At 66.2% G+C, this 24822-nt stretch carries 20 protein-coding genes and 1 pseudogene; 13 read left to right on the plus strand and 8 right to left on the minus strand.

Features of this window, described 5'->3' with window-relative positions; all coding sequences use genetic code 11:
- The first annotated feature begins 89 nt into the window (after positions 1-89).
- Positions 90-1769 carry an NTF2-like N-terminal transpeptidase domain-containing protein gene (locus HYG77_RS20705; protein WP_109333318.1) on the plus strand — a complete coding sequence of 560 codons (1680 nt, stop codon included), beginning with the start codon at positions 90-92 and terminating at the stop codon, positions 1767-1769.
- A gap of 67 nt (positions 1770-1836) precedes the next feature.
- A complete protein-coding gene (locus tag HYG77_RS20710; RefSeq protein WP_109333316.1) occupies positions 1837-2574 on the plus strand; it encodes a sulfite exporter TauE/SafE family protein in 738 nt (245 codons plus the stop codon).
- 20 nt (positions 2575-2594) lie between these two features.
- Here the strand turns inward: HYG77_RS20710 and HYG77_RS20715 are convergent, their stop codons facing one another.
- Both HYG77_RS20715 and HYG77_RS20720 read right to left on the minus strand, forming a co-directional pair.
- Positions 2595-4067 carry a peptide MFS transporter gene (locus HYG77_RS20715; protein WP_208960436.1) on the minus strand — a complete coding sequence of 491 codons (1473 nt, stop codon included), beginning with the start codon at positions 4065-4067 and terminating at the stop codon, positions 2595-2597.
- A gap of 60 nt (positions 4068-4127) precedes the next feature.
- The gene (locus HYG77_RS20720) at positions 4128-4505 is read right to left on the minus strand and encodes a DUF3054 domain-containing protein (protein WP_109335357.1); all 378 of its coding nucleotides are present in this window, start codon (positions 4503-4505) and stop codon (positions 4128-4130) included.
- Positions 4506-5050: 545 nt separating this feature from the next.
- Here HYG77_RS20720 and HYG77_RS20725 point away from each other — a divergent pair.
- On the plus strand, positions 5051-5293 hold the full coding sequence (locus HYG77_RS20725) for a MerR family transcriptional regulator (RefSeq protein WP_109335356.1): 243 nt from the start codon (positions 5051-5053) through the stop codon (positions 5291-5293).
- Here HYG77_RS20725 and HYG77_RS20730 read toward each other — a convergent pair.
- Both HYG77_RS20730 and HYG77_RS20735 read right to left on the minus strand, forming a co-directional pair.
- The gene (locus HYG77_RS20730; RefSeq protein WP_109333312.1) at positions 5290-6411 is read right to left on the minus strand and encodes a YbhN family protein; all 1122 of its coding nucleotides are present in this window, start codon (positions 6409-6411) and stop codon (positions 5290-5292) included. The genes HYG77_RS20725 and HYG77_RS20730 overlap by 4 nt on opposite strands.
- A 28-nt stretch (positions 6412-6439) precedes the next feature.
- On the minus strand, positions 6440-7897 hold the full coding sequence (locus tag HYG77_RS20735) for an adenylate/guanylate cyclase domain-containing protein (protein WP_109333310.1): 1458 nt from the start codon (positions 7895-7897) through the stop codon (positions 6440-6442).
- Positions 7898-8140: 243 nt separating this feature from the next.
- Here HYG77_RS20735 and HYG77_RS20740 point away from each other — a divergent pair, with 243 nt between their 5' ends.
- From HYG77_RS20740 to HYG77_RS20760, 5 genes and pseudogenes are all read left to right on the plus strand, one after another.
- On the plus strand, positions 8141-9292 hold the full coding sequence (locus tag HYG77_RS20740) for an AI-2E family transporter (protein ID WP_244461373.1): 1152 nt from the start codon (positions 8141-8143) through the stop codon (positions 9290-9292).
- Positions 9276-10484 (plus strand): DUF5931 domain-containing protein, encoded by a 1209-nt coding sequence (locus tag HYG77_RS20745; protein WP_208960437.1) that lies wholly within the window; start codon positions 9276-9278, stop codon positions 10482-10484. Before HYG77_RS20740 ends, HYG77_RS20745 begins: the two co-directional genes overlap by 17 nt.
- A pseudogene (locus HYG77_RS20750) lies at positions 10477-11144 on the plus strand (response regulator transcription factor). Before HYG77_RS20745 ends, HYG77_RS20750 begins: the two are co-directional and overlap by 8 nt.
- A gap of 72 nt (positions 11145-11216) precedes the next feature.
- Positions 11217-11885 (plus strand): DUF1707 domain-containing protein, encoded by a 669-nt coding sequence (locus tag HYG77_RS20755; protein ID WP_109333306.1) that lies wholly within the window; start codon positions 11217-11219, stop codon positions 11883-11885.
- 78 nt (positions 11886-11963) lie between these two features.
- Entirely contained in the window at positions 11964-13874 is a 1911-nt protein-coding gene (locus HYG77_RS20760; RefSeq protein ID WP_208960438.1) for a DUF2339 domain-containing protein, read from the plus strand.
- Here HYG77_RS20760 and HYG77_RS20765 read toward each other — a convergent pair.
- The 3 genes from HYG77_RS20765 to trmB are packed head-to-tail and all read right to left on the minus strand — an operon-like array spanning position 13849 to position 18411.
- Positions 13849-16893 (minus strand): MMPL family transporter, encoded by a 3045-nt coding sequence (locus tag HYG77_RS20765; protein ID WP_208960439.1) that lies wholly within the window; start codon positions 16891-16893, stop codon positions 13849-13851. The genes HYG77_RS20760 and HYG77_RS20765 overlap by 26 nt on opposite strands.
- A gap of 10 nt (positions 16894-16903) precedes the next feature.
- Positions 16904-17638, minus strand: a complete 735-nt coding sequence (locus HYG77_RS20770; RefSeq protein WP_208960440.1) for an NYN domain-containing protein — start codon at positions 17636-17638, stop codon at positions 16904-16906.
- On the minus strand, positions 17635-18411 hold the full coding sequence (gene trmB, locus HYG77_RS20775; protein ID WP_208960441.1) for a tRNA (guanosine(46)-N7)-methyltransferase TrmB: 777 nt from the start codon (positions 18409-18411) through the stop codon (positions 17635-17637). The genes HYG77_RS20770 and trmB overlap by 4 nt, the downstream gene beginning before the upstream one ends.
- Positions 18412-18532: 121 nt before the next feature.
- Here trmB and HYG77_RS20780 point away from each other — a divergent pair, with 121 nt between their 5' ends.
- The 4 genes from HYG77_RS20780 to HYG77_RS20795 all read left to right on the plus strand — a co-directional run bounded on the left by HYG77_RS20780 (position 18533) and on the right by HYG77_RS20795 (position 23556).
- Complete coding sequence (locus HYG77_RS20780) at positions 18533-19579, plus strand: hypothetical protein (RefSeq protein WP_208960442.1); 1047 nt, start codon at positions 18533-18535, stop codon at positions 19577-19579.
- Complete coding sequence (locus tag HYG77_RS20785) at positions 19576-21042, plus strand: hypothetical protein (protein WP_208960443.1); 1467 nt, start codon at positions 19576-19578, stop codon at positions 21040-21042. Before HYG77_RS20780 ends, HYG77_RS20785 begins: the two co-directional genes overlap by 4 nt.
- Before the next feature lie 93 nt (positions 21043-21135).
- Positions 21136-21447 carry a DUF6802 family protein gene (locus tag HYG77_RS20790; protein WP_208960444.1) on the plus strand — a complete coding sequence of 104 codons (312 nt, stop codon included), beginning with the start codon at positions 21136-21138 and terminating at the stop codon, positions 21445-21447.
- A gap of 279 nt (positions 21448-21726) precedes the next feature.
- The gene (locus tag HYG77_RS20795; protein WP_208960445.1) at positions 21727-23556 is read left to right on the plus strand and encodes a phosphoenolpyruvate carboxykinase (GTP); all 1830 of its coding nucleotides are present in this window, start codon (positions 21727-21729) and stop codon (positions 23554-23556) included.
- An 80-nt stretch (positions 23557-23636) separates the two neighbouring features.
- Here the strand turns inward: HYG77_RS20795 and HYG77_RS20800 are convergent, their stop codons facing one another.
- Complete coding sequence (locus HYG77_RS20800; RefSeq protein WP_208960446.1) at positions 23637-24116, minus strand: VOC family protein; 480 nt, start codon at positions 24114-24116, stop codon at positions 23637-23639.
- A gap of 144 nt (positions 24117-24260) precedes the next feature.
- Between HYG77_RS20800 and HYG77_RS20805 the strand changes: the two genes are divergently transcribed.
- Positions 24261-24761, plus strand: coding sequence for a hypothetical protein (locus tag HYG77_RS20805; protein WP_230989960.1), 501 nt, complete (start codon positions 24261-24263; stop codon positions 24759-24761).
- Positions 24762-24822 lie beyond the last annotated feature (61 nt).

A 24822-nucleotide genomic window follows, 5' to 3' on the forward strand; every position in this document is an offset into this window, starting at 1 on the left:
GCGGGTCGTGCTCGACGAGATAAGTTGTGGCTCAACCGTAACTCCTTCGTAGGCAAGTTGTGCTTGTTACGCATGTGACTGAAAGCAAGATGGTGGACATGGGGAATGGACGATCGCTTGGACGCCGCAACAAATACGTGATCGCCCTCATAACGGCTGTGATATCAGCGGTCGTTCTGGCGTCCTGCGTGATGTCGACAGAGGAGGCCGACGCCAAGTCGGTCGTCGCCTCCTTCGTCGAAGCGCTGAACGAGCGCGATGCCGCTGCCGCTGCCGCACACACCTCGTATCCCAACGCCGCAGAGTCGGCGATTCAGCAGATGTTCGACGGCTTGAAACCCGAGGACGCACAGTTCGACCTCACCCAGTTCATGGACCTCGGTTCCGACTCCGGGTTCTTCACCGTCGGTGCCGCGTGGAACTTCGGTGAGGGCAAGGACTGGAGCTATCAGGTGCAGGGCGGCGTGCGGCACCTGTCGGTGGGCTGGCGCATCTCGTGGGATCCGTCGATCCTCGCGCCCGACCTCGGTAACGGGCGTAGCGTCCGATACGACCGGACGGACGCCGCTCCGCCCAGGATTTTCGACGCCGCCGGTGCGCTGCTGATGAACGAGCAGACCATCAATGCGATCACCTTGGATCCGGCCACGATGCCGGATCCTGTCGTGACCACCCGCCGCCTGGCCGAAGTCCTCGAACCGGTGGCTCCGCTGGTGACGGCAGACACGATGATGGCCGACCTCGCCCAGAAACCGGGAGAGCAAGTCACCGCAGTCCTCCTGCGCGATCAGGACTACCTGTACCTCGAGGAGGACTTGAACATCCCCGGGGTCGTGGTTATCAAGACACCGAAACTGATCACTGCGGATCGCCGCATCACCACTCCGCTGCTCGACCCGCTGCGGAAGGTGTGGCAAGCCAACCGTGACGCCACCGCCGGCTGGGCCGTCCACCTCGTCGATCCGAACGGCACGCTGATCCCGCAGGCGGGATTCCAGGGCCCACCCGGACCCGACATCGTCGCCACCATGGATTCGCGGCTGCAGTTGGCTGCGGAAGAAGCGGTGGTCAGTGTGGGCACCCCGGCCTCGATCATCGCGATCCAGCCGTCCACCGGGGCCGTTCTCGCCGCCGCGCAGAACAACCAAGCGATGGAGCAGGGGCCGATCACCTTCCAAGGTCTCTACCCGGCCGGGTCGAACCTCGACCTGATCAAGAAGGCCGCCGGACTGCAGAAGGGTGTCGACCCGTCGTCGCTGTCGATGGAGGACATCGCGAAGGCAGGGAACCAATTCGGACTCGGGATGAACTACAACGTTCCGGGGCTCGACCACCAGACCGCAGTGTTCACTGCCGACCAGTCGGGAATGAACCAGGTGATGAACCGCAAGAACGAGGACCTGCCCGCCGTGACACCGTTCGGAATGGCAATGGTGGCGGCGTCGATCGCCCGGGGCAGTGCGCCCGCACCGATGATCGTGCAGGGTCAGCCGGGGACCAGCGAGGTGGCGGCTCAGCCGCTTCCCGCGAACGTCACCGATCAGCTGCGCGCAATGATGCGGGACAACGTGGTGCGCGGCGGCGCTTCCTTGCTGAACGGCTACCCCGACCTCATCGGCATGAACGGGGCCAGTGGCGATGACCGCTGGTTCTACGGATCCCGCGGAGACCTCGCCTTCGCGGTGCTCGTTGCCGACGCGGACGGTGGCGACCGCGCCGTGAAGATGACCGACATGCTGTTCCGGGAGATGGCCAAGCCGGCGAGCTGACCCTGCGCCCACCGGCGTCGTGCGGCAGCGCTGAAGGGGTCAGTACGCAAGGGTAAGTTTTTCACCTGTGCCCCTGCTCGATATCGGTCTACTCATCGTCGCGGGGTTCTTCGCGGGACTGGTCGGCTTCGTCACCGGACTGGCCTCCATCGTGTCGTACCCGGCCTTACTCGCAGCGGGACTGCCGCCTGTCACCGCGAACGTCACCAACACCGTTGCGATGGTGGCCGTCGGCGTCGGTGCGCTCTCCAACTCGACGCGCGAGGTGGCGGACACGGGCCCGAAGTTGTGGCGCTGGGTGCTGGCGTCCGCTGCCGGTGGAATAGTCGGGGCCGCGATCCTCCTGGGCGCCCCCGAGGGTTCCTTCGAGGCCGTGGTGCCGTTCATGGTGGCGTTCGCCGCGCTTGCCCTGCTCCTGCAGCCGCGGATCCGCGCGTTCGCAGGGGAGCGCGACCTGCCCCGTACCTACATGCTGTCCCTGTTCGTCGTCGCAATCTACGGCGGCTATTTCGGCGCAGGAGCCGGCGTGATCTTCCTGGCGAGCGCATTGATCCTCACGTCCGAGACGATCTGGCGCGCCACCATCCTGAAGAGCTTCCTTTTGGGTATCGCGAATCTCGTGGCGGCTCTCGGCTTCGCGGTGTTCGGACCCGTTCACTGGGGCGCCGCGGCGGCGATGGCGATCGGTGCCCTTGCCGGCGGTTGGTGCGGTCCGCCGGTGGTCAAGCGGATTCCGCCGTCGATACTCCGTGTCGTGATCGCGGTGGCAGGGTTCGGCCTCGCCGGGTGGCTGTGGATGCGGTGAGCGGACGACCACGAACCGGGTCAGTGCACTCCCTTCATCAGACGCTTGATCCACGGTGAGCCGACCGCCAGCAGCACGCCCACCGCGATGGACCCGAGGCCGATAGCGGTGAAGTAGGGGACCTCGTTGTTCTCGTTGTAGAAACCGGCCAACGTGCCCGCCATCGCAGTACCCAGCGCCACGGACAGGAAGAACAGGGCAACCATCTGCGTGTGGAAAGCCTCCGGGGCGAGCTTGGTCGACAGCGACAACCCTACCGGCGACAGGAGCAGTTCCGCGAAGGTGAACAGCAGGAGAATGCCGCACAGGCCGAGGAGTGGAGCGCTGTTGGCGCCACCACCGGACATCGGAATGAACGCCAGGAACGCCAGCCCCATGATCATCGTGCCCATCGCGAACTTGATGGGGGAGGACGGCTGGCGTGGCCCGAGCTTCGTCCATGCGGCGGCGAACACGCCCGCGAAAATGATGATGAAGACCGGGTTGATCGATTGCACCCATGAGGGCGGGAAGTCCCATCCGAACAGGTTGCGGTCGAGTCGCTTGTCGGAGTAGACCGCGACGGTGGTGAACTGCTGCTGGAACAGCGACCAGAAGACGGCACTCGCGATGAACATCGGAATGAATGCGTAGACCCGGCTCCGCTCGATCGCGGTGATGCGGCGACTCGACAGGATGATGGCGAAGTAGCCGATGGCCGCGACGACTGTGAGCGCCACGACGACATCCGACATGTTGCTCGTGGTGACCAGACCGGTCAGGCACGCCGCGGCGATCACGATCACTGCTGCGGCGGCGATGGCGATCCACTTGGTGCGCTGGTCCGACGGCAGCGGGTTGGGGGCGGTCGCACCGATGCCGCGCAGATGCTTGCGGCCCAGCGTGTACTGAACCAGACCGAACGCCATACCGACGGCGGCGAGGGCGAAACCGGCGTGGAAGCCCATGGTGTCCTGCGCCCAGCCGGTCAGCAGGGGACCGACGAGAGCGCCGAGGTTGATACCCATGTAGAAGATGGAAAATCCGGCGTCGCGGCGCTCGTCGTGCTCGTCGTAGAGGTCGCCGACCAGCGAGGTCGCGTTCGCCTTCAGACCGCCACTGCCGAAGGCCACACACACGAGTCCGACCCCCACACCCCACAGGCCCGGGAAGACGGCCAGTGCGATGTGCCCGAGCATGACGAGTACCGCGCTGTAGAACAGGGTGCGCTCGGAACCGAGGAGCCGGTCGGCGATCCACGCCCCGAGGATCGTCGAGAGATACACCGTGCCGCCGTAGGCGCCGACGATGCTGGTGGCCGAGGCCTCGGAGATTCCGAGCCCGCCGTCGGCTGCCGAATAGTAGAGGTAATAGATCAGGATGCCCTGCATCCCGTAGAACGAGAACCTCTCCCACATTTCCACGCCGAACAGGTTCGCGAGGGCGAACGGCTGGCCGAAGAAACCGGTGTCGGCTCGCTTTTCGTCCTGCCGCGGATCGACGGTGTCACTCATGCAACGACTGTCCCACTTCGCACGTCGGTTCGGGCGGCGACGCGGCGGATTCGCTGCCGATCAGCTGGGGGTGCGTACCTTCGTGACGGCTCTCGCGACCGCACGCCAGCCGAGAAGGAACACCGCCAGAACAGTGCCCGCCACCAGGATGAAACTGAAGGCCGTGCCCTGACCACTGACAACGCGGAGCAGCATGCCGACCACCAGTGTCGAGAACCACACCAGCAGCCCCGTCGGCACGATCAACGCGGCGTCGAACTTGTCGCGGTACAGCGCTACGGTCGCGACCCAGCCGACGGCGAGGCCGCTGAGGAAGGGCCACGCCGTGATGGCGAGTCCCGTCAGCGCGGTGGCTTCGTCGTGGCTCCGGCGGCCGATTGCGCAGAAGACGACCACGAGCACGACATCGACGACCAGTGCGGGAAGGAACTTCTTCACCCGGTCAGCGTAATGCGGCGGCACATGCGACCCACGCGCACGGCCGACTCTTGTTCTCGTAGCGGAGGCGCAGCATCCGGGGCGACGTGGACCGTGTTGACCATCTCCTCAAAATCTCCAGCCGAGACTGTAGACTTTTGGTAGCAACGGTTCTAAAGTATTGATCGTCAACAAAGGGAATCAACTAGCGGGGTAGCCGACGGGCTGCCGAGGAAAGATGAAGGCACGGGGCGGAGCCGGAAGCACGAAGAGGTGGCTCCGCCCCCCGAACACCCGGCGTGAGAAGGAGAAGGTCAGCTACTCACGCTGTTCACAAGAAGTCGAGGTGAGAGGCGGGTGTTGCGTATCCATCATCAGGATCCGTATGCAATGAATGTCTTGTCCTTGTGCCGGCCGCGGCCGGTGCAGCTATAACCCCTTCGGACCCCGGCGCGAGCTCGCGCCGGGGTCCCTTACGACGCAACGAAGGGCTTGACGCAAGAACTGTGGATAACTCCACCGGCACCACCAATGAACTCGACAACGACGACTACCCCGCATACACCATGGGGCGCGCCGCCGATCTTCTCGGTGTCACCGCAGCGTTTCTTCGGAGTCTCGACGACATGGGGTTGCTGGTGGCGTACCGCTCGGAGGGCGGACATCGCCGCTATTCGCGGCGTCAGCTCCGGCTTGCCGCCCGCGTCCGGGAGCTCGTCGACACCGGCACGGCAGTCGAAGCGGCCTGCCGCATCATCTCGCTCGAAGACCAGCTCGCCGAGGCTCGGCGCGAAAATACCAGCAGCTAGGCAGTGTCGGCTTCGCCGGTGCTGTGCGGGGTGTGTCTCGCCCCCGGCTGCTCCCGGCGCTCGAACTCGAGGTCCATCTCCAGGTCCTCATGCTGATTGTGGCGGAAGAGAATGAGGAAGACGATCCACCCGATCAGGGCCACGAGAATGTAACTGACCACGCGGTAGACGAAGACGGCTGCAAGCGCCTGCGACGCCGTCGTTCCCGCCGCCGTCAGGGTGGCAATCAAGGTGCCATCGACGAACCCGAGTCCCCCCGGCGCCAGCGGAATACTGGCAACCGCCTTGGCGGCAGCGAACGCGATGAGCAAGCCGGCGAACGAGGGTTCGGCGCCGACGGCCCAGCAGGCGAACCCGAGACAGGCCACATCGGCGAGGCGGTGCACCGCCGACCACCCGAAGGCGGCGAGGGAATCGCGCCGGCCCAACTCCACCGAATCGAGCTGGCTGAGGATCTCCTTCCATCGCTCGACACCGGTTTCCGGAGGGTTCTTACGGAACCTGTTGTACCGAGTGAGAACCCGATGTCCCGTCGACTCGATGCAGTCGGGGTTACGGGATATGTATCGCAAGCCGTAGAACAGGGCGAATGCGGCGATCAGCGACAGCACCAGGGTGATGGGGCTGACTCTGGTTCCGACGGCGAACGCGCCGGCCACGCCGAGGAACGCGAGGCTGCCTGCGGCGATCACCCCGGAGATCGCGAGCTGCCACGATGCGACGACAGGCGTCGCGCCCCACTTGCGGGTCTGCTTGTAGGTGAACGCGGTGGAGAAGACCTGGCCTGCCGGCAGGCTGACGGCCATCGCAGTGCTCGCGTAGATGACGGACACGGACTTCAACTGAGAGACGACGACGCCTCCGGCTCGCAGTAACCGCTGCTGGACGGCGCCGTACCCGCTCAGCGACACCGCCTGCGCCGCGATGCAGGCTGCAACCCATCCCCAATGGATCTCGGTGAGTGCTTTCCACGAATCGCTGAGGGTCGGCCACAGGTATATGCCCTCGATGGTCAGGAGGGTGAGCAGCCCGGCCCCGAGCAGCCATTTGATCCACCAGAATCGACTTCGCTGCCGAGGTGGCTCGGCAGTGGGCGGGTCGGAACGAGGCAGGGCCACATCCCAAGCGTAACCAACGGGTAGCGGATTACTCCGGATAGTCCTCCGGCCAAGCCAGATGGGTGTTGCGACGACGCCCACGTAACTGCACCTGTTCGCCCAGCTCCCAGTGCGCCTGCTCCTCCTCGTCGGCGAAGTACAGCGCGCTGGTGGACGCCAGGACGCGGCTGGGATGAAGCTTGGCGAGCTCGGTGAGGCGCGACGCCTCGTTGACGGGGTCACCGATCACGGTGTACTCAAACCTTTCTGCGGCACCGATATTTCCGGCGACGGCCAGGCCCGCGGACACGCCGATCCCGATGTCGAGACCGGTGATCTCGTGGAGCGCGAACCTCAGCTCGCGCGCGGCCGCCAGTGCGGCGGTCGGGGCGTCGGGGCGGTCGAGCGGGGCGCCGAAGATTGCGAGAGCCGCGTCACCCATGAACTTGTTGACGAATCCATGGTGTCGGTCGATCACATCGACGACTACGCGGAAGAACTCGTTGAGCAGGTTCACGACCTCGCCCGGGGGACGCTCCGCGGCGGCGCCGGTGGAGCCGACCATGTCGACGAACAGCACCGCGACGAACCTCGTCTCCCCGCCGAGTTCGGTACCGAACTGCAGGGCCCGCCGCGCGACGTCCTCACCGACGTGCTGACCGAACAGTTCGCGCAGCAGCCGCCGTTCGTCCGATTCGCGCATCATGCGGTTGAACCCGACCTGCAACCGTCCGATCTCGCTTCCGTCGAACACCTCCACCCGCACGTCGGTGGCGCCGCGCTGAACCCGTTCGATGGCCCGCCGCAACTGTTTGATGGGGTCGGAGATCTGGCTGGCGGTCAGCATCGACAACGCGAAGGCTTGTGCGATCGCGATGATCGACAGCAGCATGATCGCCCAGGCCAATGCGTTGGGGGAGAACACGAGGTCGGTGGTCAACTGTGTGACGCAGAGCAGGATGATGCCGATGACGGGCATCAACGTGCCGAGGCCCCACGTCATCGCCAGGCGGGTGCCGACTCCGGGGGCCATGGTCCGGTCGAATTCCCCCTCGCTGAGGGCGCGCGCCGCCACCGGGCGCAGAATGCGTTCCCCGAGCATGTAGGTGAAGCCGAACGTGGTGGTCGCGGCCATGCAGACGGTGACGATCACTGCGACCGCCAGTTCGGGCATCTCGGTGATGGTGAGCAGCACGAAGATGATCCCGCCGAGTATCCACAGGACCAGATGCACGATCGCCTGCCGCAGCGGTGCGTGCAGCGCCGACATCTGTTCACTGCGGGTGGGCGGGCCGCCGCGTAATTGCCAGCGGATGACGGACCGCAGCATCATCGCTGCCGCAGTGAGACTCACCACCGCGGCGAAGGCCAGATACCCGCCGAAGATCGCAACGTTGCGCACCCGGTCGGCGATAATGGCCTGCGATTCGGGAATCGGCACGCCATATCGCACGAACGCGAAAACCAGGATGGCACCGATGAAATTGGCGAGGAGCATCGAGACCATATAGAGCGGCCACCTGCTGCGGACCGTCGCCGCGATCGCTCTATATGATTTCCGCACGCCGTTCAATTTAGCGGTGGGCAAGTTCGGGAGCGCAGGACACATCCCCTAATGGGTCCGGACACGCCTGTTTCGGGCGCGAACTCCCCGGCACCTGGTGAAGCTCGATACGCTCCGCAGGTGAACTCGAACGAGGGCTCGATACCGGTGACCACAGCGGAACGTAGGCATCGTGCCTCGGCGTCCGTGCATCCGGTGGTGCGGGTGGCGGCGGAGTGGACGTGGCGCCTGCTCGTCATCTTCGCCGGTTTGCTGACTCTCGGCTACATCGTCGCCAGGCTCGACACCGTGCTCATTCCCGTGGGGCTCGCACTGCTTGCCTCGGCTCTTCTGGTGCCACTCGTGGACTGGCTGCAGGAGAAGGGTGTGCCCCGATCGGCGGCGGTAGTGGTGGTCCTGGTCGCGTCCATCGGCGTCGTCGCCGGGATCATGACGTTCGTGGTCGAACAGTTCGTCGCGGGTCTTCCAGCCCTGACCGACCAGTTCGAGGCGAGCATCGCCCAGATCCAGAACTGGTTCACCAGTGGGCCGTTCCACTTCAGCGAGGATCAGATCCACCAGGCCGGCGACTCCGTGGTCAAGTCGATCCAGGACAACCGCGAGCAGCTCACCAGTGGTGCGCTGACCACGGCCACCGTCATCGGGGAGATCTTCACCGGGGCACTGCTGACCCTCTTCACTCTCATCTTCTTCCTCTACGGCGGTAGCCAGATTTGGGAGTTCGTCACCCGGCTCGTGCCTGCTGCTTCCCGCCCCCGCGTTCGGCTGGCCGGAAGCCAGGGGTTCGGCTCGCTCATCGGTTACGTCCGCGCCACCGTTGCGGTCGCAGCCGCCGACGCCATCGGCATCGGGGCCGGACTCGCCATCCTGGGCGTGCCTCTCGCACTTCCCCTCGCGTCGCTGGTCTTCATCGGTGCGTTCATCCCGATCGTCGGTGCGTTCCTCACCGGATTTCTGGCTGTCCTCGTCGCACTGGTCACCAAAGGCTTTCTCACCGCACTGATCGTGCTGGGCATCATCATCGGCGTGATGCAGCTCGAGGCGCACGTGCTGCAACCGCTGTTGCTCGGTCGCGCCGTCCGCCTGCATCCCCTCGCGGTGGTTCTCGCGATCACGACCGGAATCGTGCTCGCCGGGATCGTCGGCGGGCTACTCGCCGTTCCGATCGTCGCGGTGCTCAACACGGCGGTCCGTTCGCTGCTGTCCGGGGACCCCGAGGCCACCTTCGACGCGATCGAGGTCGACGATCCCGCTGTTCCCCTCTACCCGGCGGAACCCGACGAACCGGATGAACCGGAACACTCTCGATCCGACGGTTCCCATGACCGACGACCATGAGCGCCGCACTCGGCTGCACTACCGGCCGACCGTGCGAGCCGCCGCCGAGCGAGACACCCAGCCGGATGCACCGCTCTGGCGTGCGGCGCAGGCGTTCCGGCTGGTCACCCTGGTGTATGCGGTCAGCTACCAGTTCGTGTCCGTTCAGTACTACTCCCATCAGCGGCTGAGCTGGTTCTTCGTTGCGCTGATGGCGGTGTGGTCGGGAGTCTCGGCGGTGCTGCTCTCGCACGGGAAGACACCGCGCTATCAGATCGTCATCGCGGACCAACTCGTCGTCATCGCCTTGATGGCGTCGACGAGACTCGTGTCCGACCCCGACTGGTATCAGCACCACCAGACTCTGCCGACGACGTTGTGGGTCACCAACGCGGTGATCTCCGCCGCTGTCTTCGGCGGGCCGTGGCTGGGGATGGCATCGGGCGTCCTGATGGCCACTGTGAGCGCGGTGGTACGCGACCAGGTCAACCTCGATTTGTGGCGTGACGCCACGGCGCCTGTGCTGGTGTCCGTCGGACTTGCGCTCGGGCTTGCCACCACGACGGCGAGACGGGCGCAGGCCCAGCTGGAACGGGCGGTACGGCTGGCAGCCGCGACGGAGGAACGCGAACGCCTCGCCCGCGAAGTCCACGACGGGGTTCTCCAGGTACTTGCCCTCGTTCGTCGGCGCGGAAACGAAATCGGTAGTCCCGCAGCCGAGCTCGCGGACCTGGCGGGCGAGCAGGAGGTGGCGCTGCGCATGCTGATCTCCGAACAGGGCGCCGGCGTGACCGCAGACCCGGGCGGCGCGGCGATCGACTTGCGGCTGCTCCTGAGCACCCGGGCCAGCACCACGGTGTCGGTGTCGACGCCGGCCGACCCGGTGACGATCGAGCGGGGACGGGCCACGGAACTGGCCGCGATCGTCGACACGGCGCTGTCCAATGTGGCGCAGCATGCCGGGGCCGGAGCCAGGGCTTACGTGCTGCTCGAAGACCTCGGGGACGAGGTGATCGTCAGCGTGCGCGACGACGGTGCCGGGATCGCCCCCGGCAGACTGGCCGAGGCGGAAGCCGAAGGGCGCATGGGAATATCGAAGTCGATCCTGGGGCGGGTCCGAGTACTCGGCGGGACTGCCGAACTCGACACCGAACCCGGGCAGGGCACCGAATGGGAGATCCGCGTGCCGAAAGGAGAGGACCAGCATGGATGAGGAGCAGGCCGGCGGTCACATCACCGTGATGGTCGTCGACGATCACCCGATGTGGCGCGACGCCGTCGCCCGGGACCTCGAGGGTGCCGGGTTCACCGTCGTCGCGACGGCGGACGGCGTCGCCGCCGCAGGCCGCCGCGCCGCCGCAGCGCGCCCGGACGTCGTACTCATGGACATGCAGCTGCCCGACGGAAACGGGGCGACCGCCACCGCTGCGGTGCTCGAGGTGTCTCCCGACAGCCGGGTCCTCGTGCTGTCGGCGTCGTCGGAGCGCGACGACGTCCTCGACGCAGTGAAGGCCGGCGCATCCGGGTACCTCGTGAAGAGCGCATCGGTGGAGGAACTGCGGGAGGCTGTGCGCGCCACCGCCGCCGGGCAGGCCGTCTTCACACCGGGCCTCGCCGGCCTGGTTCTCGGCGAGTATCGCCGGATGTCGAGTGCGCCCGCCGATGAGCGGGGACCCGCCGTTCCGAAACTCACCGAGCGGGAAACCGAGGTGCTGCGTTTCGTCGCGAAAGGATTGAGCGCCAAGCAGATCGCAACCAAGCTGTCGCTCAGTCACCGCACCGTCGAGAACCACGTCAGGCCACCTTGCGCAAGCTGCAATTGGCCAACCGCGTCGAACTCACCCGGTACGCCATTGAGCAGGGCCTCGAGTAGCCGTGAGTACTTGTTAACAACGCGTTGTTAACAAGTACTCACGGGCGGCGGAGGCGCACTAACCTGGTCGGCATGGAGGCACGGGATCTACGCGTATCCGATGCGGAGCGCGAACACGTCGGTGAACTGCTGCAGCGAGCGGTAGGCCAGGGGATGCTGTCGCTGGGGGAGTTCACAGAACGAATGGATACGGCGCTGGCCGCGAAAACGCGCGGCGAACTCAACGCCGTCCTCGTCGACCTGCCGGGGATTCAGCTGATCTCGGAGTTCGTCCCGCCCCCGTATCCCGACCGGCCGTACGCCGCTAGGCCGGTCCCACCCTCGCCGGCACCTGCACCTGCACCGTCGGTGGGCCACCACGTGTCCGTGCCGCCGCCCGGTGAGATCATCCGCGGTCGGATGTCCTCCATCACCCGCACGGGCTCGTGGAGTGTGCCGGCGTCCCTGAGAGTGGACACCCGGGTGTCGAGCGTGAATCTCGACTTCACCCGCGCAGTCATGGCGACACAGGTGGTGTACCTCGATGTCGACGACTACGCGAGTTCCCTCACCCTGATCGTCCCCGCCGAGGCGACCGTCGACCTCAACGGGATCGAGACGGTGGGCGGCAGCGCCACCAACAAGGTGCGCAGCGGCCCGCCCATCGGCCCCCTGCACCTGGTGGTGCGCGGCAAAGTCCGGTTCGGCACCGTCACTGCCCGGCATCCGTTCGGCACCTCGCTCCGCAATATGTTCCAGTGAGCGGGTTCGTCGAAACCCCCACCCCGCTCGAGTAGGTCTACTCATGTGCGGACGGACTGGTCGCCGGACGATGAATGCATGTCCACACCCGGCAATCCCTCCGTCGATCCGCGCCTGATCGCCCAGCTGTCCGGCGATTTCTCCGCTCTCGGCCAGCAGATGCGGCACGTCGGCGAAAATCTCGCCATCCTGCAGGCGCAATTGTCGACCGTTTCGCAGCCTTCCTCCGAGCCGGCACCTCGGCCCGGACCCGTACCGCAGCCCAGATCGGCGCAACCTCCCCAGCCCCAGCAACCTCCCCAGCCGATGTACCGGCCGCCGGCCCCTCATCCTTCTGCGCCTCCACCTCCGGTATCCCAGGCGCCGCCGCAGTTCCGGCCTGCACCCATCCCGCCGCCCAGAATGGCCCGGGAACCGTGGTGGCAACGCGACGGGGTCATCAGCCGCATCCTCGCGGTCGCGGGTGTGGGTGTGACGCTCATCGGGGTTGTCATGCTGCTGGTGCTGGCTGCCCAGGCCGGGTTCTTCGGTCCGGGACTGCGGGTCGCCTCCGGAGCGATTTTGTCAGTGGTACTCGTTCTCCTCGGTGCGCGTGTGTTCGACCGACCGGGTGGCAGGGTCGGCGGAATCGCCCTCACCGCAACGGGTATCGCCGGTGCGTATCTCGACGTGGTCGCCGTCGCCGTCGTGTATCACTGGCTGCTTCCAGCCCTGGCGATGGTCGTGGCACTCGGGGTCGCCGGAGTCGGCGTCGCTCTGGCCGTCAGATGGTCGTCGCAACCGCTCGCCGTACTGGTCGTGACGGGTGCCGCGGTGCTCGCCCCGGTCCTGACCGACGGCATCTCGCTCACCCTGATCGGGTTCCTCTTCGTCGTCCAGGTGGCCGGCTTCCCGGCCCAACTCGTTCGTGCGTGGCCTTATCTGGCGATCACGCGCACCCTTCCCGTGGTGCTTGCGCTGCTGATCGTGATCGTCGACCTCGCGGCCGACGACGGGCAGATGAGAACTTGGGCGTTGGCCAGTGCTGTGCTGGTCGCGTCGTTCGGTCTGGTCTCGTCGATCATGCTGCTCCGGAGAAATGGGCGTGACATCACCGCGACTGCGATGATCGTGACCACCGCAGTCCCGATGCTTCTGGTGTCAGACCTCTTCGGCCGAGTGCAGTCCACCTTGATCACACTCGCGCTCGCGGCCGCGATGTTCGGGACCTGGATGGTGGTGCGGCCGCTGCCTCTGCATGCGCGCAGTGCGCTCGCAGGCACCGGGGCCCTTGCGCTGCTGCTCGCGTGCCTGGTCGGTGCCGGTGGAGAGAGTGCACCGCTCGTCGTACTCGGGATGGCAACGTTGTTCCTCACCATCGGTGGCCAGGTGTCCTCACGCATCGCCTACGCGGTCGGTGCAGCGTTCGCGGTGATCGGTGGTCTGATCTTCCTCGACAGCGCCCCGCCGTTCGTCCTCGTCGACGAGTACAGCGCGGTCGACCTGCTCGGGATCACGACGGTGCTGTCCGGGTTGGTTCTGATCGGCACGGTGGTGTTGCTCGTCTGGTACGCGCACTCGTTGCGGCTGATCCGCAGCGCTACCGCACAACCCGTCTGGGTTCTTGCCGGACTCGTGATCCTCTATGCGGTCACCACGGTCGCGGTGTCGGTGGGGACGGCGATTACGGGCACATCCGTCGGTTTCATCGCCGGTCACTGCGTCGCCACGATCGTGTGGATGATGGCCGCAACTGCTGCACTCGTGTTCGGTCTGGCTCACCGCGAGTATGCCCACACCGCACTGGGTGCCGGACTGGCGCTGACTGCGGCCGCACTGGCCAAACTGTTCGTGTTCGACCTGGCCATGCTCGACGGCCTGTTCCGCGTACTCGCCTTCCTAGTGGTCGGCTTGCTGCTACTGCTCGCGGGTACGCGTTACGCCAGGGAGTTCGCGGAGCGCGACACCGGGCGCGGCTCGTCGGTCAGCGCCGATTCTGCCGAGCGATGAGTTCGCTGACGCTCACGGCGTTGCCGTCGTCCGCGCGGTGCCTGCCGCTCGACGTGTCTTCCACGTCGGCCGGCGGGTGTTCGACACCGCGTCGACGGGAGCCGTTGGTCCCCGGACTGCCGTTGGTCCCTGGACTGCCGTTGGTGGCCGGACTGACGTGTGCCGTGCCGCCGGTGGCACCTGAGTTGCCGTTGGTGCCCGCGCGTCGAGTGCTACTCGCGGGGTCCGGGGCGTCGGGCAGGGCACGACGCCGGGTCGGCATCGAGGGAACCGGCCGGGCAGGAGACGACTGGGGGGTCTCCTGCTCGTACGGTGCCGGCACCGAACGCGGCGATCGGGTGGGAAGCGACGGGGCCTGTTGCGTGGGCGTGCTCGGCCGCGGTTCCGCGGGTGACGAGACCGGGCGGGGTCCGGCCGCGGAGGTGGACCGCAAATCTGCGAGCCAACTCTCGATCGGCCGAGACTGCGTGGCAGGGCCGGGAGCCGGCGCCGCTTGCCGTGGTGGCTGCTGGGCCGGGCGAGGCGGTTGCGCGGGACGGGTCTGCCGATTGGTGCGCGACGGAGCGGTGGCAGGACGCGGAGCGGCCGGCGAGGGCAGAACCGTGGTGGGGGGCTCGGCTGGTGGTGCGTCGTCGACCCGCTTCGGCGGCTGGGCAGGCCTGCCCGTGGCCGACCTCCGGGCCTCGGTCTCCGCGCGCCGTGCTTTCGCCTCGTCCTCGGACATCTTCGCGGCGAGCGCCTGAGCGGTGACGAGCGGAATCGGCTCGGTGAGCGGTTCGGGCTTACGGGGAGCGGGCGGCGCCGAAGGCTTCCTGCGCGGTGGTGCTGCCCCGACGGGGGTCAGTTCGGGGACGTCCGCAGGCATCAGTTCGCTGTCGAGGATCGGCTCGGCGAGACCCGTCTTCTCCTGGATGCGCTTCATCCACGCGGGCGCCCACCAGCAGTCGTCGCCGAGGAGCTTCATCGTGGCCGGGACGAGGAACATACGGATGAGCGTGGCGTCGATGATCAGGGCGGCGATCATGCCGTAGGAGATGTACTTCATCATCACCAGTTCCGAGAACCCGAACGCGCCCGTGACGACGATGAGGATGAGGGCGGCGGCGGTGATGATCCGCCCGGTGTGTGCGGTGCCGACGCGGATGGATTCCGTCGTACTCGCGCCCTGCGCACGCGCCTCCACCATGCGTGAGAGCAGGAACACCTCATAGTCGGTGGAGAGGCCGTAAACGATGGCGATGATGAGTACCAGCACCGGCGACATGATCGGGCCCGGGGTGAAGTTCAACCAGGCCGACCCGTGACCGTCGATGAAGATCCAGGTCAAGATGCCGAGCGTGGAACCGAGACCCAAGGCGCTCATCAGCGCGGCCTTGATCGGCAGCACCAGGGATCCGAACGTCAGGAACATCAGCAACGTGGTCAGGAAAAGGACAGAGATCACCATGGTGGGCAGGTGTTCGAGCAGTGCGGCGATACTGTCCTGCTCGATGGCCGGCGTTCCACCGACCAGCACCTGCGTGCCGTCGGGAGCGTCCATCGCGCGCAGATAGTCGATCGTGGGCTTCGACTCGTTACGGTCCACCAGGCCCGCCTTGAGGACGACGACGCCGTCCTTGACAGCGCCCTCCGGGGAGAACTTCTCGATCAGACCCGGCGCGCCGCTGGCTTCCTTGATGATCTGGCCCAGCGCCTTGTTGTCGGCGTTCGACACCACCAGCTTGACGGGTTCGGTGCGCATGCTGGGGAAGATCTCGTCGAATTGTTCCTGCGCGGCACGAGTCGAGCTGTCCGGCGGCAGGTACGTCTCATTGATGCCACCGAACTTGATGCCCGTCAACGGGACGATCAACAGGAGCAGCCCGACCACGATCGGAATGGTGACCTTCAACGGATTGCGCATCACCCAGCGGGTGAGGCGGCCCCAGACGCTGGCCTCGATTTCCTCCGTGTTCTTGGTTTGACGGAAGCGCTCGAAACTGAGGGCGTCGATGCGCTTGCCCAGGATGCCCAGTATCGCGGGCAGGATCGTGATGGATGTGAGCGCCGCGAGTCCCACCGTCGCAATGGCGCCGTAGGCAACGGACTTCAGGAAGCCCTGCGGGAACAGCAGCAGACCACCGAGGCTGGCGACGATCATGGTGGCCGAGAACACCACGGTGCGTCCCGAGGTCATCACTGTTCTCCGGACGGCGGAGCGGGTGTCGTACCCCTCCGCCATCTCTTCTCGGAAACGGCTGACGACGAACAACCCGTAGTCGATGGCGAGGCCGAGACCCACGAGGGAGACCACGGGGGCGACGAACGAGTTGACCTCGGTGAAGTTGGTGATGAGACGGACGACGCCGTTGGCGCCGACCACGGTGAGACCGCCGATGATCAGCGGCAGTGCCGCCGCCACGACACCACCGAACACGAAGAAGAGCAGGAGGCCGACGGCCGGGATCGCGAGGATCTCCATCCGCTTGATGTCCTTGGCCATCGTGTCGTTCAACGCGCCCGACACCGGTTGCAAGCCGGCGAGCTGCACGTCGACGCCGTCGATGTAGAACTTGTCTTTGATGTCGCGAAAGTTGGCGGTGACCTCGGTGTCGTTGTCACCGACGATGGCGATGCTCTCGATCGCGTGCTGCTTGTCCGGGCTCGAGGCAGCGATCAGGGTCGGGGCGGACCCGACCTTGAAGTACCCGCCGTTGATCTTGAGGATCTTGTCGGGGTGTTCCGCAGCCAGCGATTCGAGGTTGGCGACGACCTTCGCCTGGAACTCCGGATCCTCGATGGTCTTGCCCTCGGGAGCCGTATAGAGCGCCACCACATCACTGTTGGTGTCGCGGCCGAAGGTGCTGTCGGCAAGCTTGGACGCGGCGACCGATTCCGAGCCCGGATCATCCCAGCCGGACTGGCTGAGATGCTTCTCCAGACCCAGACCGTATGCGGCGGAACCGAGCAACAAAGCCACCATGATGCCGATGACGGTGAATCGGGCCCGGTAGACGACGCTTCCCCAGCTCGCGAACACTGATCAACTCCTACTCGGCAGCACTCTTCCGCCCGACGAGCAGGGCGGAAAGCGGTCGGAACGGCTGCAACCAGGCACCCTCGTCGGGCAATGTGTCGAGGCTGACCCGAGGAAGTGGTTCCCGGAACACGCCGGGGATGTCCTCGAGATCGACGAAGTCCAGAAGATCGGACGCAACCGCCCAGCTGGCGTGCTCGCGGAACCCGAGTATCTGGACCGGTATGCCGGTCGCGGCGATGTTCTCCAACGGTTCACGAAATGCCTGACCGTCGGCGGAGGCGACCATGACACCGGCCAACCCCTCACCGTGCCGGAGCGCGATGTGGTCCAGCATGTCGGAGTCGACGTCGCTGTCCTCATCGATCTTCGGCTTGGCGAACACCGCGAAGCCCACATTACGCAAGGCCTCGACCCACGGTCTCACAACATCGGCGCTGCCAGCCGCGATATTGGTGAAGACGGTCGCTTCGGGTTCGAGCGTGTCGGTGCCGGATGCCGACAGTTCGGCGGTCCGGGAGAGGAGCCAGCGGCCGAGGGCGTCGAATCGTGGCCGGTAGGCCGCCGTCGGGCGACCGCCGAGGATGGCGCCCAGGCCCATGTCGAGGTTCGGCGCGTCCCAGACGAGAAGGACTCGCTTCTGGTGGCGTCCGTCACGTGCACCCACCACGGGAGATCCTGACGACACCGCGGTGCCGGCAGAGCCCGCAGGCAACCCGCCGGAGATGTACTGCTCGCTGACGCTCATGACCTGATCTTCCCCCAAATCAACTCGGTGATCGCACTCCCGACCTGATGGGCCTTGTCCTCGAACTTCGTCACCGGACGCTCGTGTGTCATCGGGGACTCCCAATCGAGGGAGGTCAACAGCGGTTCCGCGTTTCCCGCCTCGGCGATCGCCTCGGCATACTCGGCGTGATCGGTTGCAACGTGCAACACACCACCGGGCTTCAATCGGCTCGCGATCAGCGCAAAGGTGGGGGCTTGCAACAGGCGGCGCTTGTGGTGACGGGCCTTCGGCCACGGGTCCGGGAAGAAGACACGGACACCGGTCAGCGATTCGGGTTCGATCATGTTCTCGAGAACGTCCATGGCGTCACCACGCAGAACACGGATGTTGGGGATGCCGTCGCGCTCGATCTGCTGCAGTAGCTGTGCGAGCCCGGGGCGGTACACCTCGACGGCCATCAGATTCACGTGCGGTTCGGCTTTCGCCATCGCCGCTGTGGCGGTTCCGGTGCCCGAGCCGATCTCGAGGATCAGAGGTGCGTCGCGCCCGAACCAGGCGGCCGCGTCCAGGTGGGTGTCCGAGACCTCGGCACCAATTTTCGGCCACTGCCGATCCCACGACTCCTGCTGGGCAGAGGTCAGCGCCCCCCGGCGGGAGCGGAAACTCGTCACCCGGGGGTGCAGTCGAGATCCCGTCTTACGCGGAGTCTGTCCCTCCTCGGGGACGGCGGGTGCTTCCTGATCGGCGTGGTTCACCGGACCATTGTCACGCATGGGGGGCGTTTCTGGCATACGGGTCTGAAGTTGACATTGAGACTTTCTGGTCGATCAGCGGCGCAGCCTGCATGGTTGCCCACGCCGGTTTCGCGGAAGTCTGACAGAATCCTGACGGTACGAAGGGGGTGATCGCGTCATGGGCACTGTAGATGCCGGGGGCGGGGAATTGGACGAACTCGCAGATCGGGTGGCGGTATCGGACCGTGCGGCGGGGGAGAGCGTTCGGGAAGTCGCGGCACTACTCCACGCGCCGATTCGTGTGCACATCACCGGTCGTGCGGGTGTGGGGAGAACCACTGTCGCGACCGCAGTAGAAGAAGGTGCAATTCCGGGTGCCGAGATCGAAGAGCCCGGCCCGCTCGATGTGCCCGGCGCGCCCGACCCCGTTCTGGACGGTGACGTCGTGGTGTGTGTTCTCGTCGAATCGGTGCGTGCCGCCGATCGTGTGGCAGTCGCCGGGGTGGACGCCGAGCGCGCACTGCTCGTACTCAACAAGGTGGACGCACTCGGCGAATCACGCGAGCCGGCCGACGTGTGGGTGGCGGCGCTCGCGCGGGCGGCGGAGTGCTCGTCGGACGCCGGCCTGCCCGTGCTGCCGCTGATCGGCTCCCTGGCGACCGCACGAGCTGTGACGGAGGCCGACCTGGCCGTCCTTCGGCAGCGTCCGCGCGACCATTCTTCAGTCTGGGATGCCCACGGTGTCGCGGTAGCGAGCGCGGCGCTCGAGGCGAATGCGCAACTCGACGCGCCGGCAGTCACCGCCCTGTTGCGCACGGCCAGCGGTGTGGACGAGGTAGTGGCAGCGGTCGCCGCTCGAGTGGCGCACGTCCGGGCGGGCCGAGGCGAGTGTGCGCTCCGTTCTCTCCGGTCGTTGGCTGCCCGCAACGCCGGGGTTCGCGATGCACTCGAGGAGTACCTCGCGGGAGACGCGGCTGTGGCGCTCGCGGCCGCGGCCGGGCGACTCCACCTCGTCGACTGGAATCGGGAGGCCCCGGCCGAGCCCGACACCGCCGAGGATGCCGTCCGGTGCGCGCACTGGTGGCGCACGCAACTCAGTGGAAACCCCACTGCCCGGCAACGAGGGGCCATCGTCGACGTCCGGCGGCATTACCTACGGATTTGGCAGCGGATGGGCGGCAGTCCGGACGACAGCCGGACCCTCGCCGTCCGCGGGCCCGGATGACGCAGGAGTTGACGGATCTGCCCGCGGAGACCGTCGATGTCGTTTCCCGGTGGAATCCCGCAGCAACCGTCCGGCTCGTGGCCCGGACCGACTCCAGACACGAGCTCTTCGTCGCCGGACCACGTCGGGCGGGCAAGACCACCCTCGTCGACGCGCTCCGCTTCCTCGACGAGTCCGCCTTCGATCTCGTCGACGACCCGCTCGACGCCGGCGTGGTGCTGATGGTGCTCGACGCCGCCGCGCCACTCGGGCGCGAGGAACTGGCCGTTCTCGATGTGGTCTTGCGTCCCGCATGCCCGGTGGTGTTCGCCCTGACGAAAATCGATGTCCACAGAGAGTGGGCCACCGTCCGCGAGCGTGACCGCGCCTTGCTCGCCGGTCATGCGGAGCGGTTCGCCGACGTGACCATCCACCCGGTCGCGGCCGGAGCCGGGCGCGCCCCGGCCCGCGGATCCGGGGTCGAGGCACTGCTCGAGGCCCTCCTGTCCGCGGCGGGTGGCCAATCGAGGAGCGCGCGGTCGAGCACCGAAAGGGTTCTCGAGCAGACTCGCCGGATGATCGTGGCCACCGGCCGATCCATTCGGGAGGCCGATTCCGGTGCCGACCTTCGTGCCGAACGGACCCACCTGCTCGCGCACCGCGACGGCCGGCGTGCCGAGCGGGTTGCTCGACTGCGCAGCGAGGTGCAGCTCGGCAAGGTCGAATTGATACATGAGGTGTCCACGCAGATCCGGGCGGCGGGGGTCACGGTGCGCGCCGACATCGATCGGGCGGGACGTGCGAATCTCGCCGACTACCCGGACCGGCTCGCCGACATCGTGGCGCAGCTGGGCGTCGACCTCGAAGGCGTGGTGACCACGCGACTCGACCACCTGCGTGCGCGCGCCGGTGTCGCCGCGCCCGCTCCGCGGGACACCGGCCCGAAACCCGATTACCTCGTCCCGGGGCGCCCCGAACCTCGCCACCGGGGGCTGGAAGACCGCATGACGATCCTGATCGGGGCATCGGCGGGTCTCGGGCTGGGCCGCCTGATGGTCGCACCGTTGTCGGTGGTGCCCGCCCTCGACATCGCGTCCGTCCCGCTCACCCTGACCCTCGGCGGCGTGGTGGCCTGGTGGCTCGCCCGTGCGCGTGGTCACGTCGCCGAGCGCTCCCATGTGCGTCAGTGGGCCACCGAGTCGCTCACGACCGTGCGTGCGCAATGGGAGCAGCGGGTTCTCGGCCGGTTGTTGTCCGCCGAAGCGGAGATCAGCGAGATGATCCTCGAGGAGAGCAGGTCGCGCGCCCAGGAGGTCGACACTCGAGTGGCGTCGATCGACGGAGAGTTGCGGAAACTGACGTCGAGGCGCAACGGTCAGCTTGCTTCATGCGAACGGGACATCGCGGCCATCGATCGCGGGCTGCGGGAAACTCGCGACATCTCGAAGGAACCGAAACATCGTCCGGAACGTCAGACTACGTAGAGGCGGTCGGCCGAATGTGTCCACATGTGTGTGGAACCATGTTGAATTGCGTCCGCCTCTCTGTGAAACTGTGGGATGTGAAGGGAGATCGCCGTGGCCACCGCTGAGAGTTTTCTGGTCCCCGATGTGCCCTCGTTCGATCCCGACACGTTCGGTGAGGACTCCGGAGCCGTGGCTCTGACCGCGCCCACGCATGACATCGACGGTGACGGCCTGCTGGACACGCAGACCTTCGAATCCGGAAATGCGCTGGTAGTCATCTCGGATTTGGACGGCGACGGGGATGCCGACCACCTGACGACGATCTCCGACAACGGCGCTTACGCATCCTGGGAATTCCACCGCGGCACGGACGGCGTCGCGCAGTGGAAACAGACTGATGACGGGACCCTCGGTAACGGCTAGTATCTCCCCGAAAACGCCCGTCAGGCGCGGGAAAGGCGCCGGACGGCTCTACTGAATCGTTTCTGTGACCTTTCCGACCGCACCCGGTTCCCCTAGATGGGACCCGCGGCGTTAACCTCTAGGGATAGGACACCCGGCGCCCGCGTCTTCCATGTGGCATGGACGGCCTGGCTGGACCCCGCCGAGAGGGGAAAATCGGACCGTCTGGCACTCGTTGCGAGGGGCTCTTTCGCAACGGACGGCAGATGGTCCGGTTCCGGCTCACCCCAGGAGAGTTTGATGACCTCAGCGACCATTCCCGGTCTGAACGGAACTGACGGCACGCCCCCCACGGAGCACAGTGAGCTGCTCGCCTGGGTTCGAGAGGTTGCCGAACTCACGCAGCCCGATCGCGTCGTCTTTGCAGACGGCTCGGATGACGAATGGGATCGACTGACCTCGCAACTGGTCGACGCCGGTACGTTCACCCGCCTCAACGAGGAGAAGAAGCCGAACTCGTTCCTCGGCAACTCCGACCCGTCGGATGTGGCACGTGTCGAATCGCGGACCTACATCTGCACCAACGAGGAGATCGGAGCCGGTCCCACCAACAATTGGATGGACCCGGCCGAGATGAAGGCCCTCATGACCGACCTCTACCGCGGTTCGATGCGGGGTCGGACCATGTATGTCGTCCCGTTCTGCATGGGACCTCTCGGTGCCGAGGATCCGAAACTGGGCGTCGAGATCACCGACTCCGAGTATGTGGTCGTCTCGATGCGCATCATGACGCGCATGGGTACCGCTGCCCTCGAGAAGCTGGGCAAGGACAAGCCGTTCGTCAAGGCACTGCACTCGGTGGGTGCGCCCCTCGAAGAGGGTCAGGCCGATGTGCCGTGGCCGTGCAGCGACACCAAGTACATCACCCACTTCCCCGAGACCCGGGAAATCTGGAGCTACGGTTCCGGCTACGGCGGCAACGCCCTGCTCGGCAAGAAGTGCTACTCGCTGCGCATCGCCTCGGCCATGGCCCACGACGAGGGCTGGCTGGCCGAGCACATGCTGATCCTCAAGCTCATTTCGCCGGAAGACAAGGCGTACTACATCGCCGCTGCCTTCCCGAGCGCATGTGGCAAAACCAACCTCGCCATGATCCAGCCCACCGTTCCGGGCTGGCGCGCCGAGACCCTCGGTGACGACATCGCGTGGATGCGGTTCGGCAAAGACGGCCGCCTGTACGCCGTCAACCCGGAGTTCGGATTCTTCGGTGTCGCACCGGGCACGAACCATGGTTCCAACCCGAATGCCATGAAGACGATGGAGTCGGGCAACACGCTCTTCACCAACGTCGCCCTCACCGACGACGGCGATGTGTGGTGGGAAGGCCTCGAAGGCGACCCGCAGCATCTGACGGACTGGAAGGGCAACGACTGGACGCCCGAGTCCGGTGAGAAGGCCGCCCACCCGAACTCGCGGTACACCACCCCCATGTCCCAGTGCCCCATCCTCGCTCCCGAGTGGGACGACCCGCAGGGTGTGCCGATCTCGGCGATTCTGTTCGGTGGACGTCGCAAGACCACGGTCCCGCTGGTCAGTGAGTCGTTCGACTGGCAGCACGGCACGTTCCTCGGTGCCACCCTGTCGTCCGAGCAGACCGCAGCCGCGGAAGGTGCCGTGGGCACCGTGCGCCGCGACCCGATGGCGATGCTGCCGTTCATCGGCTACAACGCCGGTGACTACCTGAATCACTGGATCAACGTCGGCAAGAATGCCGATGCCCAGAAGCTGCCGAAGATCTTCTACGTCAACTGGTTCCGCCGTGGCGACGACGGCCGGTTCCTGTGGCCAGGTTTCGGCGAGAACTCGCGCGTCCTGAAGTGGATCGTCGACCGCATCGAGCACAAGGCCGGCGCCGAGTCGACCCCGATCGGTTACGTCCCCACCGCAGCGGACCTCGAGCTGGACGGTCTCGACGTGAACACGGCGGACGTGGACGAGGCACTGAAGGTGAACGTCGACGAGTGGAAGCAGGAGTTGCCCCTCATCGAGGAATGGTTCGAGTTCCTCGGCGAAAAGGTGCCGTCCGGTATTCGTGACGAGTTCGAGGCACTGAAGCAGCGCCTGGGCTAGTCCCCGTACGTAACCGAATGCCGCAGTAGTTCAGTCTGACTGAGCACTGCGGCATTCGGCGTCGAAGGGGCAGATTACGGTCAGCCCTGCGCGGCTGCCCACTCTTCGACCCGCCGCTGGGCCTCCTCGTCCGAGACGTTCTCGACGCGGGTCATGATCGCCCACCGGTGCCCGAATGGGTCGAGGATGGAGCCGAAGCGGTCACCGGTGACGAAGGTGGACGGCTCCTCGAACACGGTTGCCCCGCGCTCGACGGCGCGGCGGAACGTGGCATCGACGTCCTCGCAGTACAACACATACGAATGGTTGACGGTGTTCGTGCCGTCGGGTGCGTGGAGGCCCATCGTCGGCATCGGATCACTGAGCTGCAGCCGGCCGTTGCCGAAGTCGAGCTCGGCGTGCATGACGGAACCGTCGGGGCCGTCCATGCGCTGAACAACGGTCGCGCCGAACACCTCGGTGTAGTAGTCGATGGCCGCGGCTCCGCCGGCCACCACCAGATACGGCGTAATGGTCGTGTATCCGTGCGGGACAGGGCGCACAGCGTCTGCATTGGTCATGGTCCCAGTGTGCCGCGCGGGCAGGTGTCTGCATTGAACAAACCCGACCGATTCGGAGGGAACCCGGCAGGACTGCCGCCAATCCCATACCATTCGGTCTGTAAGTGTCATGATTTCGAAGCTCACCGACGAAAGGATTGACGAATGCAGCCAGGAACCAGTAAGGGCATGAAGCGACTCGCCGGAGGTGCCGCATGTGCCGCGGCCGCTGCGGCCGCCGTATCCATGGCCATGCCGGCGACTGCTTCGGCAGCAACGGAGGTAGCCCCTCCGACCGTGGTGACCGAGGTGGACGGGAACACCCTCGACATCACGGTGACCAACCCGAATGTCTTCGAGCTCACCGATCCACAGTCTTGTGGCGCAGTCGCGTTCGACGCCACGAGGCTCCCGGAAGTCCTCTCCAACCCCGCCGTCGTTCTCCAGCCGGGATTTGCGGCGTGGATGACTCCACTGCCCGAACGGGTGGTTGCGAACGCCACCGGTGACGCGGTCAAGACGTTCACCACATCGGAACTCGCGGACGGCGCCTACGCGGTGATCGGCGAGTGCCTCTCGCTCAGTACCGTCGCGAACCCGCAGACCACGCTGCCGCAGATCGTCTTCGTCGGCGGCCCGCTGGATGGTATCCAGTTCGGCAGCTAGAGCTAGACGTCGAAGCGCTTCGCGCTCGTGCGCCTTTCCGGTAGCAGCAGCTACCAGAAAG

Origin of the sequence: Rhodococcus sp. ZPP (genome assembly GCF_017656075.1) — a bacterium.
GTDB lineage: Bacteria > Actinomycetota > Actinomycetes > Mycobacteriales > Mycobacteriaceae > Rhodococcus_F > Rhodococcus_F oxybenzonivorans.

Excerpts from the sequence above, each read along its gene's own strand:
- HYG77_RS20745 (WP_208960437.1), top strand. The coding sequence starts at position 9,276 with ATGACCGACGACCATGAGCGCCGCACTCGGCTGCACTACCGGCCGACC.
- HYG77_RS20755 (WP_109333306.1), top strand. The coding sequence starts at position 11,217 with ATGGAGGCACGGGATCTACGCGTATCCGATGCGGAGCGCGAACACGTC.
- HYG77_RS20760 (WP_208960438.1), top strand. The coding sequence starts at position 11,964 with ATGTCCACACCCGGCAATCCCTCCGTCGATCCGCGCCTGATCGCCCAG.
- HYG77_RS20780 (WP_208960442.1), top strand. The coding sequence starts at position 18,533 with ATGGGCACTGTAGATGCCGGGGGCGGGGAATTGGACGAACTCGCAGAT.
- HYG77_RS20725 (WP_109335356.1), top strand. The coding sequence starts at position 5,051 with ATGGGGCGCGCCGCCGATCTTCTCGGTGTCACCGCAGCGTTTCTTCGG.
- HYG77_RS20735 (WP_109333310.1), bottom strand. The coding sequence starts at position 7,897 with ATGGTCTCGATGCTCCTCGCCAATTTCATCGGTGCCATCCTGGTTTTC.
- HYG77_RS20800 (WP_208960446.1), bottom strand. The coding sequence starts at position 24,116 with ATGACCAATGCAGACGCTGTGCGCCCTGTCCCGCACGGATACACGACC.
- HYG77_RS20770 (WP_208960440.1), bottom strand. The coding sequence starts at position 17,638 with ATGAGCGTCAGCGAGCAGTACATCTCCGGCGGGTTGCCTGCGGGCTCT.
- HYG77_RS20795 (WP_208960445.1), top strand. The coding sequence starts at position 21,727 with ATGACCTCAGCGACCATTCCCGGTCTGAACGGAACTGACGGCACGCCC.
- HYG77_RS20705 (WP_109333318.1), top strand. The coding sequence starts at position 90 with ATGGTGGACATGGGGAATGGACGATCGCTTGGACGCCGCAACAAATAC.
- HYG77_RS20715 (WP_208960436.1), bottom strand. The coding sequence starts at position 4,067 with ATGAGTGACACCGTCGATCCGCGGCAGGACGAAAAGCGAGCCGACACC.
- HYG77_RS20785 (WP_208960443.1), top strand. The coding sequence starts at position 19,576 with ATGACGCAGGAGTTGACGGATCTGCCCGCGGAGACCGTCGATGTCGTT.
- trmB (WP_208960441.1), bottom strand. The coding sequence starts at position 18,411 with ATGCCAGAAACGCCCCCCATGCGTGACAATGGTCCGGTGAACCACGCC.
- HYG77_RS20805 (WP_230989960.1), top strand. The coding sequence starts at position 24,261 with ATGCAGCCAGGAACCAGTAAGGGCATGAAGCGACTCGCCGGAGGTGCC.